Annotated in this window: 13 protein-coding genes and 1 riboswitch; of the genes, 1 reads left to right on the top strand and 12 read right to left on the bottom strand. The window is 68.5% G+C overall.

Features of this window, described 5'->3' with window-relative positions:
- Positions 1-28 precede the first annotated feature (28 nt).
- From metF to AB3K92_RS23295, 9 genes are all read right to left on the bottom strand, one after another.
- Positions 29-859 carry a methylenetetrahydrofolate reductase [NAD(P)H] gene (metF, locus tag AB3K92_RS23335; protein ID WP_021164275.1) on the bottom strand — a complete coding sequence of 277 codons (831 nt, stop codon included), beginning with the start codon at positions 857-859 and terminating at the stop codon, positions 29-31.
- A 25-nt stretch (positions 860-884) separates the two neighbouring features.
- The gene (locus AB3K92_RS23330) at positions 885-1,238 is read right to left on the bottom strand and encodes a phage holin family protein (protein WP_006477367.1); all 354 of its coding nucleotides are present in this window, start codon (positions 1,236-1,238) and stop codon (positions 885-887) included.
- A 162-nt stretch (positions 1,239-1,400) separates the two neighbouring features.
- Positions 1,401-2,819, bottom strand: a complete 1,419-nt coding sequence (gene ahcY, locus AB3K92_RS23325; RefSeq protein ID WP_021163903.1) for an adenosylhomocysteinase — start codon at positions 2,817-2,819, stop codon at positions 1,401-1,403.
- 32 nt (positions 2,820-2,851) lie between these two features.
- A riboswitch (S-adenosyl-L-homocysteine riboswitch) is annotated at positions 2,852-2,977 on the bottom strand.
- A 99-nt stretch (positions 2,978-3,076) separates the two neighbouring features.
- Positions 3,077-3,811 carry an RNA polymerase sigma factor FliA gene (locus AB3K92_RS23320; protein ID WP_006484033.1) on the bottom strand — a complete coding sequence of 245 codons (735 nt, stop codon included), beginning with the start codon at positions 3,809-3,811 and terminating at the stop codon, positions 3,077-3,079.
- A 22-nt stretch (positions 3,812-3,833) separates the two neighbouring features.
- Positions 3,834-4,652: a flagellar synthesis regulator FleN gene (locus AB3K92_RS23315; RefSeq protein ID WP_021163904.1), complete on the bottom strand. Its 819-nt coding sequence runs from the start codon at positions 4,650-4,652 to the stop codon at positions 3,834-3,836.
- Positions 4,645-6,420, bottom strand: coding sequence for a flagellar biosynthesis protein FlhF (gene flhF / locus AB3K92_RS23310; protein ID WP_369465900.1), 1,776 nt, complete (start codon positions 6,418-6,420; stop codon positions 4,645-4,647). Before flhF ends, AB3K92_RS23315 begins: the two co-directional genes overlap by 8 nt.
- Positions 6,417-8,516, bottom strand: a complete 2,100-nt coding sequence (gene flhA / locus AB3K92_RS23305; protein WP_021162676.1) for a flagellar biosynthesis protein FlhA — start codon at positions 8,514-8,516, stop codon at positions 6,417-6,419. The genes flhF and flhA overlap by 4 nt, the downstream gene beginning before the upstream one ends.
- On the bottom strand, positions 8,513-9,709 hold the full coding sequence (gene flhB, locus AB3K92_RS23300) for a flagellar biosynthesis protein FlhB (protein WP_021162677.1): 1,197 nt from the start codon (positions 9,707-9,709) through the stop codon (positions 8,513-8,515). The genes flhA and flhB overlap by 4 nt, the downstream gene beginning before the upstream one ends.
- Positions 9,710-10,081: 372 nt before the next feature.
- Entirely contained in the window at positions 10,082-10,462 is a 381-nt protein-coding gene (locus tag AB3K92_RS23295; protein ID WP_021162679.1) for a DUF805 domain-containing protein, read from the bottom strand.
- A gap of 375 nt (positions 10,463-10,837) precedes the next feature.
- On the opposite strand from AB3K92_RS23295, the gene AB3K92_RS23290 reads away from it, so the two are divergent.
- On the top strand, positions 10,838-11,242 hold the full coding sequence (locus AB3K92_RS23290) for a hypothetical protein (protein WP_060343785.1): 405 nt from the start codon (positions 10,838-10,840) through the stop codon (positions 11,240-11,242).
- Between the two features lie 95 nt (positions 11,243-11,337).
- Here the strand turns inward: AB3K92_RS23290 and AB3K92_RS23285 are convergent, their stop codons facing one another.
- From AB3K92_RS23285 to AB3K92_RS23275, 3 genes are all read right to left on the bottom strand, one after another.
- The gene (locus tag AB3K92_RS23285; RefSeq protein ID WP_021162681.1) at positions 11,338-11,835 is read right to left on the bottom strand and encodes a VOC family protein; all 498 of its coding nucleotides are present in this window, start codon (positions 11,833-11,835) and stop codon (positions 11,338-11,340) included.
- A 170-nt stretch (positions 11,836-12,005) separates the two neighbouring features.
- The gene (locus AB3K92_RS23280; protein ID WP_059490240.1) at positions 12,006-13,247 is read right to left on the bottom strand and encodes a DUF3443 family protein; all 1,242 of its coding nucleotides are present in this window, start codon (positions 13,245-13,247) and stop codon (positions 12,006-12,008) included.
- 16 nt (positions 13,248-13,263) lie between these two features.
- Entirely contained in the window at positions 13,264-13,767 is a 504-nt protein-coding gene (locus AB3K92_RS23275) for a DUF2844 domain-containing protein (protein WP_048025314.1), read from the bottom strand.
- Between the last annotated feature and the right edge of the window lie 112 nt (positions 13,768-13,879).

Genomic DNA, 13,879 nt, shown 5'->3' with positions numbered 1-13,879 from the left:
TTTCGCACATGCAGCCACGTGAGCGCGCCTACACGTCGAGCCGTTCACAGATCGTCCGCGTCGCGGCTGCCGTGTTCAGCGTATAGAAATGCAGCCCGGGCACGCCCGCGTCGACCAGACGCTGGCACAGGCCCGTGACGACGTCCGCGCCGAACGCGCGGATCGACTCGCGATCGTCGCCGAAGCTCTCGAGCCGGCGCGCCACCCAGCGCGGCACTTCGGCACCGCACATCTCGGAGAAGCGCATCAGCTGCGAGAAGTTCGTGATCGGCATGATGCCCGGCACGATCGGCACGTCCACGCCCAGCTTGCGCGCATCGTCGACGAAGCGGAAATACGCGTCGGCGTTGAAGAAGTACTGCGTGATCGCGGAATTCGCGCCGGCTTTCACCTTGCGCGCGAAATTCTCGAGATCGGCCTTCGGCGAGCGCGATTGCGGGTGGTACTCCGGGTAGCCGGCGACCTCGATGTGGAACCAGTCGCCATGCTCGGCGCGGATGAAGCTGACGAGCTCGGACGCATAGCGCAGCTCGCCGACCGCGCCCATCCCGGACGGCAGGTCGCCGCGCAGCGCGACGATGTGCCGGATGCCGTACGAGCGGTACTGGTCGAGGATCGCGCGCAGGCTGTCGCGCGACGAGCCGATGCACGACAGGTGCGGCGCGGCCTCGAGGCCGTCCTTCTGCATGTCGAGCACGGTATCGAGCGTGCCCTGCTGCGTCGAGCCGCCGGCGCCGAACGTCACGGAGACGAATTTCGGCTTCAGCGGCATCAGTTGCGCACGCGTGGCGCGCAGCTTCTCGACGCCTTCCGCCGTCTTCGGCGGGAAGAATTCAAACGAGAGTTCGATCGGTTTCATGATTCGGTGGGAACAGGCTCAGGCCTCAGCCGATGTCGCGCTGACCGAAGATCAGGGCGGACAGCAGCCACGACACGATGCTGTACAGGATCGAACCGAAGAACGCGGACCAGAACCCCGACACCTCGAAGCCCTTCAGCAGCGACGACGCGAACCAGAAGCACAACGCGTTCACGACGAGGATGAACACCCCGAGCGTGACGATCGTGACGGGCAGCGTCAGCAGGATCAGCACCGGGCGGATCACCGTGTTGATCAGGCCGAGCACGACCGCGATGATCAGCGCCGTGCCGAAGCTCTTGATGTGGATCGACGGCACGAGGTACGTGATGATCAGCAGCGCGAGCGCGTTGATGACCCAGGTGAGGATGACGCTCATGGAGTGCTCCGGTTCGGTTGTCGATCGGTACGATCAGTGGCCGCCGCCGGCTGCCGCGGGTGCCCGAAGGCGCGCCGCGGCAGCCGGCGATCCCGCGCCGTGCCGCCGTGCCGGGTGCGCGTCGGCGACGCGCGCACGGCACCGCGGCGGCGGCGCATCGGATCAGTAGCGGTAGTGGTTCGGCTTGAACGGGCCGTCCTTCTGCACGCCGATATACGAAGCCTGCTCGTCGGACAGCACGGACAGGTTCGCGCCGATGCGCGCGAGGTGCAGGCGCGCAACCTTTTCATCGAGGTGCTTCGGCAGCACGTACACCTTGTTCTCGTACTCGTTGCCGCGCACGAACAGTTCGATCTGCGCGAGCGTCTGGTTCGCGAACGAGTTCGACATCACGAACGACGGGTGGCCGGTCGCGCAGCCGAGGTTCACGAGGCGGCCTTCGGCCAGCAGGATCACGCGCTTGCCGTCCGGGAAGATGATGTGGTCGACCTGCGGCTTGATGTTTTCCCACTGGTACTGGCGGGTCGACGCGACGTCGATTTCCGAGTCGAAGTGGCCGATGTTGCAGACGATCGCGTTGTGGCGCATCGCCTTCATGTGATCGTGGTTGATCACGTGGTAGTTGCCGGTGGCCGTCACGAAGATGTCGGCCTTGTCGGCCGCGTATTCCATCGTCACGACGCGGTAGCCTTCCATCGCCGCCTGCAGCGCGCAGATCGGATCGATTTCGGTGACCCACACGGTCGCGCCCAGGCCGCGCAGCGACTGCGCGCAGCCCTTGCCCACGTCGCCGTAGCCCGCGACGACCGCGACCTTGCCCGCGATCATCACGTCGGTCGCGCGCTTGATGCCGTCGACCAGCGATTCACGGCAGCCGTACAGGTTGTCGAACTTCGACTTCGTGACCGAGTCGTTCACGTTGAACGCCGGGAACGGCAGGCGGCCGTCCTTTTCCATCTGGTACAGGCGGTGCACGCCGGTCGTGGTTTCTTCGGTCACGCCCTTGATGTGCGCGAGGCGCGTCGAGTACCAGGCCGGGTCCGCGTCGAGGTGCTTCGCGATCGACTTGTACAGCGCGACTTCTTCCTCGTTGGTCGGCTTCGCGATCACCGAACGGTCCTTCTCGGCCTTCGCGCCGAGGATCAGCAGCAGCGTTGCGTCGCCGCCGTCGTCCAGGATCATGTTCGCGAATTCGCCGTTCGGCCATTCGAAGATGCGGTGCGAGAACTCCCAGTATTCGTCGAGCGATTCGCCCTTGAACGCGAACACCGGCGTGCCGGCTTCGACGATCGCGGCAGCCGCGTGATCCTGCGTCGAGAAGATGTTGCACGATGCCCAGCGGACGTCGGCGCCGAGCGCCTTCAGCGTCTCGATCAGCACGCCGGTCTGGATCGTCATGTGCAGCGAACCCGCGATGCGCGCGCCCTTCAGCGGCTGCTGCGCCTTGTATTCGTCGCGGATCTGCACGAGGCCCGGCATTTCGGTCTCGGCGATGTTCAGTTCCTTGCGGCCCCAGCCGGCCAGCGCCATGTCGGCGACGACGAAATCGTTGGAGGCTTTGGAATCGATAATGGCGTTCATCACGCCCTCCTTTCTAAAAAGTTTCTAGATTGGTGACGTGAGCGCCGTTCAGGAAGCGGGGCCGGTGCGACGGTCGCGATACGCGCGCCGCACGGCTGCTTGGTGAAGCTTTCCGAGCCTGGCGGACGCAGGGGTCCGTCGCAACGCTCCTCGGAAAACGGAGGGGATTGTAGCAAATCGGCGCGCAGAATGCGCACACGGATGCAGATGCCGAACGCGCGGCGTCGACGCGCGCGGCCGTCAGGAACGGTAAAGGGTCAGGATTCCGCGCCGACCCACGCCTGTTCGCGCAGCCGCGCGCGCAGGCGCGCGACGGCCTGGCTGTGCAGCTGGCATACGCGCGATTCGCTCACTTCGAGCACCGCGCCGATCTCGCGCAGATTCAGACCCCGTTCGTAGTACAGCGACATCAGCAGCTTCTCGCGCTCCGGCAGCCGCTCGATCGCCTCCACGAGCGCTTCGCGCAGGTGCTCGTCGAGCAGTGCCGACAGCGGGTCGGCGTGGTCGACGCGGTAGCGGTCGAGGAACGGCTCGTCGTCGGCCGCGCGGTCGAAATCCTCGTAGTAGATCAGCTGGCTGCCGTGCAGGTCCTGCAGCATCCCCTGGTACTCGTCGAGCGGCATGTTCAGGTGCTGCGCGATCTCGGTCTCGCTCGCCGAGCGGCCGAGATGCTGCTCGACCTGGTGCACCGCGTGCTCGACCTCGCGCGACGTCTTGCGCAGGCTGCGCGGCAGCCAGTCGTTGCTGCGCAGCTCGTCGAGCATCGCGCCGCGGATGCGCTGCGTCGCGTAGGTCTCGAACTGCGCGCCCTGGTCTTCCTTGTAGCGGCCGGCCGCGTCCATCAGGCCGATCATGCCGGCCTGGATCAGGTCGTCGAGGTCGACGCTCGCCGGCATTTTCGCGACGAGCTGCAGCCCGAGGCGACGCACGAGCGGCGCGTATTGCGCGAGCACGTCGGCCTGGGACATCTTTCCTTGAGCGTTGTACATCATGGCTCTCTCCTTCCGGTGGCGCTCATGCGGCGTGTGCCGCGCCCGCCTCATACGACGGCTTGCCGCCCGCGTGCACGGCGCGGCCCGCACCCGAACGCGGGCGCATCGGCCAGTACAGCAGGTCGGCGGCAATCTGCCGGTAGTCGCGCGCGGCGGCCGACGACGGGAACGCGTCGACCGCGGCGCGCGTCAGCTCGCGCGCATGCTCGACGAGCGGATCGGCGCTCACGCAGCCCGCATCGTCGATCGACACCGTCAGGTAGCGGCTCGCGACGCCCGCGAGGTTGTCGAACGCGACCTTCGCATCCGCGTGGCTGCCGACGTGATTGGTCAGCACGCGGAACTGCGCGAGCGCGTGCGCGAAATGCAGCCGCTTCATGCATGCGTATGCCTCGGTGATCGCCTGCGCGGCGACCCGCGTGACGACCAGCACGTCGTGCGCTTCGCGGGCGAGCGCCGAGAACGAACCGTCGGCGCCGAGCTGCGCGTCGACGAGGACGATGTCGGCCGGCCCGTCGATGAAATCGCTGAGCTGCGCGTCGGTGTAGCCGGCACGCGCGAGCCGCGCGGCGGCGCACAGGCCGAAGCCGGCCGCGACCCGCGTGCGCTCGCCGTCACGCAGCCACGCGCCCGCGAGGGTCGCGCTGGCCGAATGCACGTCGGCGCGCTCGTCGACGACGAGCACGTCCTTGCCGAGCGACGCGAGCGCCGCCGCGAGGTTCACGACGGTGGACGTGCAGCCGACACCCGCCGGCCCGCCCGTCACCGCGACGATGCGCGACGCGCGCCCGGCCAGCAGGCGCCGCAGCCCTTCGGCCTGGTCGATGATTCGTTTATCCAAATCGCACCTCGTGCAGCTCGGCGGTGGAACGTGCGGTCAGTGCGGAAAGCAGCGTCGGCATGTCCTCGTCTTGCGGCACGAAGGGCGAGCCGTCGCGCGGCACACAGAACGCGCTCTTCAGCAGGAATCGGGTCGATGCGACGTACAGGTTCTCCGGCACCTTCTGGCCGGTCGACACGTAGTGGATCGGCAGCTTGTAGCGGATCACCGTGTCGAGCACGCCGCCGAGGTGGGTCGCCTCGTCGAGCTTCGTGAGGATGCAGCCGGCCAGGTCCGGGGATGCCGCCTGCGGATGCTCGCCCGCGCTGCGGTACGCCTGCACGACTTCGTTGAGCGTGTCGCCATGGCTCGTCGCGTTGAGCAGCAGCAGGCGCTGCACCGGCGCGTTCGCGCCGTGCAGCATCGCGATCTGGTCGGATACCGCGCGGTCGCGCTGGCTCATGCCGATCGTGTCGATCAGCACGATGTGCTTGTTGCGCAGCTCGGACAGCGCGAGCGCGAGATCGCCCGCATCCTTCACCGCGTGCACGGGCACGCCGAGGATCTTGCCGAAGATGCGCAGTTGTTCGTGGCCGCCGATCCGGTAGCTGTCGGTGGTCAGCAGCGCGACCTTGCTCGCGCCGAAGCGCATCACGCAGCGCGCGGCCAGCTTCGCGGTGGTGGTCGTCTTGCCGACGCCCGTCGGCCCCATCAGCGCGAACACGCCGCCGCGCTCCATCAGCGCGTCCTCGCTGTCGAGCACCGGCAGGTTCGCCGCGAGCACCGACTGCGCCCATTCGGCCGCCTGTTCGAAGCTCTGCGCGCCGTCGCCGGACGGCATGTTGTCGACCAGCATCCGCACGAGCTGCGCGGAGAAACCGGCTGCGAACAGGTGCTTCGTCAGCGCGCCATGCACGGCGCTGCGACGTTGGCGGTCGTGCCACATCAGGCTGTCGAACTGCTCTTCCATCATCCCGCGCAGCTCGCCCAGCTCCTGCATCACCGTATCGTTGACGATCCGCTCGATGCGCGACTTCACCGCATCGGCCACCGCGGCGGCGGCGTCGGCGGACAGGCGCGTGCGCTCGGCCGCCTTCGCGGCCTGCGCAGCGCCCGGGTCCGGCGCGCGGGTCGCGGCGGCCGGCATCCGGCGTTCGGCGTCGCGCACGATGTCGCGCGCCCAGCCGGGCGGCGTCGCGCTCGCGGCGGCCTGCGGGGCCGGCGGGCTCGGCTGCGGCGCGGCAGGCGCCGCCTGCGTGCGCGCCATCAGCGCATCGCGCTGCTGGGTCAGGCGCTTCGCGTGCTCGACCAGCCACGGTGCGGGTTCGGAAGCCGCGGCCGGCGCACCGGCGGCGGGAGCGGCGGCGGCCGCCGGCATGCCGGCCAGCGGGTCCGCATCGAGCGTCGAAGCGGGCGCGGCCGTGTCGTCCGAGCCCGCGTCCGTATCGGCGCTTGCGCCGAACATCGACGAGAACACGTCCGGCAACCCGCCTTCGCCTGCCGCATACGGATTGACGGCCGGGCGGGCGAGCGCCGCGCCCGGGCGCGACACGATGCCCGGCACCGCGGCGGCGGGCACCGATTCCGGCACGCGCGGCGCGGCCATGCGTGCGCGCGCCGCGGCCGGCGGCGTCACGGCGGCCAGGTCCGAATCGGCGAGGGCGACGATTTCCACGCTGCCGTCATCGAGCGTGCGGTTCGACAGCACGACCGCGTCGGCGCCGAGCGCCTCGCGCACGAGACGAAGTGCGTCGCGGCTCGTTGCGCCGGTGAATTTGCGAATGTTCAAGCGGAACCCCCGATGACGTTAACGACTTTGATCGTGCGTGTGTCCGGCACTTCGGCGTACGACAGCACTTTCAATTGCGGCAGGCTGCGGCGCAGGAAACGCGCGAGCATCGCGCGCAGCGCGTGCTGCACGAGCAGCACGGGCGGCAGCCCGAGATTCTGTTGACGCAGCATCGCCTGCTGCGTGCCGGTCAGAAGGTTGTGCGCGAGGCCGGGTTCGAGGCCCGGGTTCGCGCCGGTGGCGAGCGCCTGCGACAGCACGCGCTCGAGATTCGCGTCGAGGCCCATCACCTGCATTTCGCCCGCGCCCGGATACCACTGCTGCGTGATCGCGCGGCCGAGCGCGAGCCGCACCGCGGCCGTGATCTCGAACGCGTCGCCGCGGCCCGCATGTTCGGACACGGCCTCGAGGATCGTACGCATGTCGCGGATCGGCACGCCTTCCTCGAGCAGGTTCTGCAGCACCTTCTGCAGCGTCGTCAGCGAGATCGTCTTCGGCACGAGGTCCTCGACGAGCGACGGCGCGTCCTTGCCGGTGCGCTCGACGAGCGCCTGCACTTCCTGGCGGCCGAGCAGCTCGGCCGCGTGCTGGACGACCAGATGGTTCAGGTGCGTCGCGACGACCGTGCTCGCGTCGACCACCGTGTAGCCGTATACCTGCGCCTGTTCGCGCATCGCGACGTCGATCCACACGGCCGGCAGCCCGAACGCGGGGTCCTGCGTGACGGCGCCCGGCAGCGCGGCCGTCACCTGGCCGGGGTTGATCGCGAGCCACTGGCCCGGGAACACTTCGCCGACGCCGATCTCGACGCCCTTCAGCGCGATCCGGTACGCGTTCGGCCGCAGCTCGAGGTTGTCGCGGATATGGATCACGGGCGGCAGGAAGCCGATTTCCTGCGCGAATTTCTTGCGGATGCTCTTGATGCGCTTGAGCAGTTCGCCGTCGCTGTTCTTGTCGACGAGCGGGATCAGCCGGTAGCCGACTTCGAGGCCGAGCGGGTCGATCAGCTGCACGTCGTCCCAGGTCGCCTCGTGGCTGTCGGACGGCAGCACGGCGGGCGGTGCGATGTCGGTCAGGTCGCCGGCCGCCTTGCGGGCCGCCGCGCGCTTCGTCTGCGTGCGGGCCAGCCAGATCGCGCCGCCGCCGAGCGCGAGGAACGCGAAGTGCGGCATGCCCGGGATCAGTCCCATCAGCACGATGATCGCGCCGGTGATGTTCAGCACGCGCGGGTTCGTGAACAGCTGGCCGGTGATCTGCGTGCCGATGTCCTCGTCGGTCGCGACGCGCGACACGATCACGCCGGCCGCCGTCGAGATCACGAGCGACGGGATCTGCGCGACGAGGCCGTCGCCGATCGTCAGCAGCGTGTAGTTCGTGCCGGCCGCGGCGAACGTCATGTCGTGCTGGACCATCCCGACGATCAGCCCGCCGATCACGTTGATCGCCATGATGATCAGGCCGGCGATCGCGTCGCCGCGCACGAACTTCGACGCGCCGTCCATCGACCCGTAGAACTCGGCTTCCTGCGAGACGGCCAGGCGACGCTTGCGCGCCTGCTCTTCGTTGATGAGGCCCGCGTTCAGGTCGGCGTCGATCGCCATCTGCTTGCCGGGCATCGCGTCGAGCGTGAAGCGCGCGGACACTTCGGCGATCCGCCCCGCGCCCTTCGTGATCACCATGAAGTTGATGATCATCAGGATCACGAACACGACGATGCCGACCGCGAAGTTGCCGCCGACGAGGAAGTGGCCGAACGCCTCGATCACCTGGCCGGCCGCGTCCGGCCCGGTGTGGCCCTCGAGCAGCACGACGCGCGTCGACGCGACGTTCAGCGACAGGCGCAGGAGCGTCGAGAACAGCAGCACGCTCGGGAACGCCGCGAAGTCGAGCGGCTTCATCGTGTACATGCTGACGAGCAGCACCATCACGGACAGCGCGATGTTGAACGTGAACAGCAGATCCAGCAGCATCGGCGGCAGCGGCAGGATCATCATCCCCAGGATCATGCAGATGAGGATCGGGCCCGCGAGCGCACGCAGGTTGGTGCCCGCGAACGGATTCTGGCGCTTCGCGAACAGGCCGGTCGGGGTGCTCATGCCGCGCCTCCGTTACCGAGCGTGTCTTCGGCTTCCTCGCGTTCGTCGTCGGCGGAGACCGACGCGCCCTTGTCGAGGTCGGCCGGCACGTCCAGGTCGACCGGCACCGCCGGGAACGCGCCGCCTTCCGAACGGAAGCGCTTGAGCTGGTAGACCCACGCGAGCACTTCGGCGACGGCCGAGTACAGCGAGCCGGGAATCTCGCGTTCGAGTTCGACGTTGTGATACAGCGCACGCGCGAGCGGCGGCGCTTCGAGCAGCGGCACGTTGTGTTCGGCCGCGAGTTCGCGGATGCGCGCGGCGACGAGGTTCACGCCCTTCGCGACGACCTTCGGCGCGCGCATCTCGCCGTCCGTGTATTGCAGCGCGACGGCGAAGTGCGTCGGGTTCGTCACGACCACGTCGGCCTTCGGCACGGCCGCCATCATCCGGCGCCGCGCGATCGCGCGCTGCTGCTGGCGGATCCGCCCCTTCACGTGCGGATCGCCTTCGTTCTCGCGATGCTCGCGCTTCACTTCTTCCTTCGTCATGCGCAACTTCTTGTTGTACTGCCAGATTTGGTAAGGCACGTCGAGCGCGGCGACCACCAGCATCCCGGCGACCGTCGTGCCGCAGCACACGGCGACCAGGTGCAGCGCATCGGGCAGCGCCACGCCGAGCGGCTGCATTGCGAGACCGAGCAGCTCGTCCTTGCTGCGCCAGATCGCGACGCCGCCGATCACGCCGACGACCAGCGTCTTCGCGAGCGACATCCCGAGCTGGATCGGCCCCTGGATCGAGAAGATCCGGCCGAGGCCCGAGATCGGGTTCAGGCGGTCGAACTTCAGTTCGAACGTCTTCTGCGAGATCAGCCAGCCGCCGAGCGCCATCGGCGCGAGCAGCGCGGCGACACCGGTGAGCGCGAGCAGCGGCAGCAGCGCGGCGAAGCCTTCGAGACTCGCGCTGCCGGCCGCCGACAGCATCCGGTTCGTGTCGAACGCGGTCGCGCGATCGAACAGGAACGCGCCACGCAGCATTGCCTGCAGATGGCCGCCCGACGGGCCCGCGAGCAGCCACGCACCGTAGAACCCGGCCGCGAGCAGCGCGAACGAAGCCAGTTCGCGCGAACGCGCGACCTGCCCCTCCTCGCGCGCCTTCTCGCGGCGCCTGGGAGTGGCGGCTTCGGTCTTGTCGAGATCGCTCTCGTCTGCCACGGGGCCTCCAGTCGGGTACGGCGGAATGCCGCTTTCCAGTGACACCGATTATTCATGGAGGCGTCAAACACCGATCGGTCGAGCAAAGCCGGGAAAGGGGGGTATTTCGGGGAATCGGGCGAGCCGGTGCAAACGCGGCCGGACGGGGCCGGAAGAGGGACGGAACGGGGTGCGGCGCGGCGGCGAAACGGGCCGGCCGGTGCGATGGCGGGGGTGGGGGTGAGCGCGGGGCTTCGGGCCGAGCGACGACGGCGCGAAGCGGGAAAATGGTGAAGCGGTTGGTGAAGCGCTGACGCGGGTATAGCGGTCCAGGGGGTGCGGCGCGAAACCAGGCCCCGACGCGACAGCGTCGCACGTCGGGGCAGGCGTTGGTCAGGCCGCCGCGATCGGGTCCGCGCCGAAGCGGTTCGGGCCTTCGGTGCCGCGCGAGCACATCCACACGAGCAGCAGGATGCCGCCGACGATCGGGATCAGCGCCAGCAGCAGGAACCAGCCCGAGCGGCCCGTATCGTGCAGCCGGCGCACGCTGACCGCGATGCTCGGAATGATCAGCGCGAGCGAGATCAGGCCGAGCACGACGAGCAGCAGCAGCGTGATCAGGCCCGCGTCGTGGCCCGCCGCGCCGACGACCTGCGCGACGATCGACAGCACGCAGGTGAGCAGCGCGAAATACCAGTATTCGGCACGGCGCGCGCGGCCTTCGAAGGTCGCGTATTTATTGAGTACGGAACGAACGGCTTCTGAAAAATTCATCTTATTACCCTCCTGTTTTATATTGACGACCCCGGAAACAACGCCGGCATTATATGTTTGAATTTCGGCGGACTCCAATCTATTTTGGCATGGCAGGTGATGCGTTCGCCCGGCTGCAGCGCATGCCAGTACGGCGCGGGAACGGATACCGCAGCGGAATGCGGCGCCACAGGCTTGCATGCCGCGTCATTTTAATAATCTTTAACACCTGACATAAACGACAGCCCCGGATAATCCGGCACTTGATTACAACCGAATGAAACCCGGTACGATCGATAATCGCTGCGAGTGACGCATTCGATTAACCGGCCGATATTACGCCGGCGCGCAAGGCGCGCTACGCTTCGTCATTCCCGATTCCGGCCGAACCGCACCATGCTCCGTCGTCCATTCGTTCCGTCGCTGTCGCTCGCCTGCGCGCTGGCAACCGGCTGCGCGGGCACGCCGGCCCTGCCGCCCGGCGCGCAGGCGCCTGACGCACCGCATCCCGGCACGATCGCCCTGCACCATGCGTGGAACGGGTCGACGCAAACCCTGCGCGCGCAGGATGTCCCCGCGAGCGTCGCTTTCCGCTGCGCCGACGCGCGCGGCGAACCCTCGGAGCGCGCCCGCGCGGCCTGGTGCGTGCCGGTCGTCGAGATCGAATCGGTGTCGGTCGATGCCGCCGGGCGCCCGGTCGCGCCGGCCGACGCCGTCCGGATCGAAAGCACCGCCTACGGGCCCGGCCACCGCTTCCTCGACCATACGCAGCTGAGGCGTGCCGGCCGGCCGCCGGTCTAGCGCCCGTATACGCCGATCACGGGCTTTCCCGGCCCCCTGCCGGCTATGGGGCCGGCGAGGCCCCGTTCACGCCGACAACGGGCCGGCGCACGCGCCTAGCCCGCCGCCGCCCGCTGCAGCGCGGCGAGATCGAGCTTCTTCATCGTCATCACCTGCGCCATCACGCGCTCGGCGCGCGCGGGATCGCCCGCCATCAGTTCCGGCAGCTGCACCGGCACGACCTGCCACGACACGCCGAACCGGTCGCGCAGCCAGCCGCACTGTTGCGCGCGCTCGTCGCCGCCTTCGGACAGGCGCGCCCAATAGCGGTCGATTTCGTCCTGGTCCCGGCAGTTGACGACGAACGACACGGCCGGCGTGATCTGGAACACGGGGCCGCCGTTCAGCGCGATGAACGCCTGCCCGTCGAGCTCGAACGCGACGGTCATCACCGCGCCCTCCGCGCTGCCGGATGCGTGCGCGCCGGCCTTGCCGTAACGCGCGACGTGCACGATGCGCGCGTTGTCGAACACCGACACGTAGAAACCGGCGGCCGCCTCGGCGTCGCGGTCGAACCAAAGGAACGGGGTGATGCGTTGTATGCGCGGGCTCATGGCGCTGCCTCCTCGATGTCGTGCCGGCACGGCCGCCGGTATTACATCGTAGGCGCTCTTCCCGCACGCGGCGGCGCTCCGGCCCGGCCGGTCGTGCCGTGCGCGGCCGCCGGATAAAAAAAGGGGGCGATTTCTCGCCCCCGTTCCCTTCAGCGTGCGGCCCTGCCGCGTCAGAACGCGACGAAAGGCGCCGCGCCGCCGGTCGAGGTCTTGTCCATCCCGAAGTAGATCGTCCTGCCGTAGAAGTGCGGCATGCCGATGTCGAGCCAGCTGGACGAACCGAACGGGCCCGCGATGTCGTTGAACGCGTATGTCGACGGGTTCGAGAACAGCGAATCCGCGTTCATGAACGTGATCGGCACAGTGCCGGACACGCCGTTCTGGCCGGTCAGTGTCGCCGAGTCATTGACCGTAGTCGCCGGGCAGTAAAACTGCGTGTTCCTCGTGCATGCCGTCCCGTTCGCCGACGAATCGTTGAAGAAATACGCGTTCGAGCCCGTATCGAAGAACGCGGTCACGTTGCGCCCGAGGAACGTCGCGTTGACGTCGCCCGTCGTGGTCGACGTCATCACGGTCTTCCCGGTCAGGTCGGGCAGGCCGAACGTCAGCGTCCCGGTTGCGCTGGCCTGCCCGCTGTTCGAGATGCTCGGCATCGTCACGCTCACCCCGCTGCTGTCGGCGAAACGATGCACCGGGTTGGCCACCTGCTGCGCCACCGGCACGAGCGCGACCGCGCAGCTCGCGTTGTCGCCGTTCGGGCACGCGTAGTAGTTGTTGCTCGACGACGTCGACGTCGCGCAGGTCGTGCCGCAGTCGACCGGCGCCGGCCCGATGCCGAGAATCCCGTTCGCGCCGAGCGCGCTCGCCGAGTTGGCCGACGCTCCGCCGTTCGTGCACGAGGCCGGCACGTTCGTCGTGCCGAGGTCGCCGATGATCTGCACGGGCAGCGAACGCGCCTGCTCGGCGCCGATCGACAGGTCGACCGTGCGCACCGAACCCCACGTATAGCTCGACACGAACTTGCCGCACTCGGCGACCGGCGCGCCGCCGCTCGTCACCTGCGGGAGGCTGCCGAGCACGCCCGACACCGCACTGCCGACGAGCCGCAGCCCGTAGGACGCGGTATCGACGAGCACGTTGTTGACCACCTGGCAGTTCGACGTGCCCGGCGCGCAGACCTTCACGCTGATGGTCGGGATGTTGATCACGTTCGCCACGCCGGCGTTGACGTTGATGACGGCCGTGTTCCCGGAATTGCCGTCCGAGCCGCCCGAACCGTTGTTGCCGTTGTTGCCCGAGTTGCTGCTGCCGCCGCCGTCGCCGCCGCCACCGCATGCGGTCACGAGGATGGCCGTCGCCGCCGCGAGGCCCAGCACGCCGAGCCAGCGCTTGAATGTACGAGGAATGCTCAAGGTCGCTCTCCCGCTGTCACTGGATGTCGGTGCCGGCCACGCCGGCAGGCAGCGCCGCCGGCAGCCACGCCTGGCCCGAGAAGGCGCCCATGTGGCCGCCCGTCCGGATCACGAGGCCGCTCGTGTCGACGGACACGGGCGCGCGCCAGCCGCGCGCCTTGTGCGCCGCCTGGACGCCAGCGGTGTACTGCGGGAAATAGCTGCCGAGCAGCGATGCGAGATCCGGCATCGTCGGCCCTTGCCATGCGAGGCCGAACACGCTGCCGGCGGCCGACGTGTATTCGTGAATGACGGTGCCCGACCCGAGCGTGATTTCGCGGACGGTATAGGCGGCGGCACTCGCCTGCACGCCGTCCGCCGAACGCATCGCGCGCTGCAGCGCACGCACGCTTGCGGCCTGATCGTCCGCCGGCGGCGACATCGGTGCGCCGCCCAGTTCGGCGTGCGCGTGGACGGCCCACAGCACACCCGTTGCAGCCGTCGCGTGCGCGACGGCGCGGCCCAAGCGTTTCAGCTTCACATTCCCTCCCACGGGACTGGCTTCGTGGCAGCGTGCGCGGCGATCGTGCCCGCGCCGCCTGCCGACGTATGAGTCGTATGAATGACGCTTCGTTGCTGCTGACGCGTAGTAT

This window comes from Burkholderia sp. Bmkn7, assembly GCF_041103175.1.
Classification (GTDB): domain Bacteria; phylum Pseudomonadota; class Gammaproteobacteria; order Burkholderiales; family Burkholderiaceae; genus Burkholderia; species Burkholderia cepacia.
Note: the sequence above shows the minus strand (reverse complement) of the source record. Positions and strands in the feature narration are given on the sequence as shown.

Excerpts from the sequence above, each read along its gene's own strand:
- AB3K92_RS23295 (WP_021162679.1), bottom strand. The coding sequence starts at position 10,462 with ATGAATTTTTCAGAAGCCGTTCGTTCCGTACTCAATAAATACGCGACC.
- AB3K92_RS23285 (WP_021162681.1), bottom strand. The coding sequence starts at position 11,835 with ATGAGCCCGCGCATACAACGCATCACCCCGTTCCTTTGGTTCGACCGC.
- flhA (WP_021162676.1), bottom strand. The coding sequence starts at position 8,516 with ATGAGCACCCCGACCGGCCTGTTCGCGAAGCGCCAGAATCCGTTCGCG.
- AB3K92_RS23330 (WP_006477367.1), bottom strand. The coding sequence starts at position 1,238 with ATGAGCGTCATCCTCACCTGGGTCATCAACGCGCTCGCGCTGCTGATC.
- ahcY (WP_021163903.1), bottom strand. The coding sequence starts at position 2,819 with ATGAACGCCATTATCGATTCCAAAGCCTCCAACGATTTCGTCGTCGCC.
- AB3K92_RS23320 (WP_006484033.1), bottom strand. The coding sequence starts at position 3,811 with ATGATGTACAACGCTCAAGGAAAGATGTCCCAGGCCGACGTGCTCGCG.
- metF (WP_021164275.1), bottom strand. The coding sequence starts at position 859 with ATGAAACCGATCGAACTCTCGTTTGAATTCTTCCCGCCGAAGACGGCG.
- AB3K92_RS23290 (WP_060343785.1), top strand. The coding sequence starts at position 10,838 with ATGCTCCGTCGTCCATTCGTTCCGTCGCTGTCGCTCGCCTGCGCGCTG.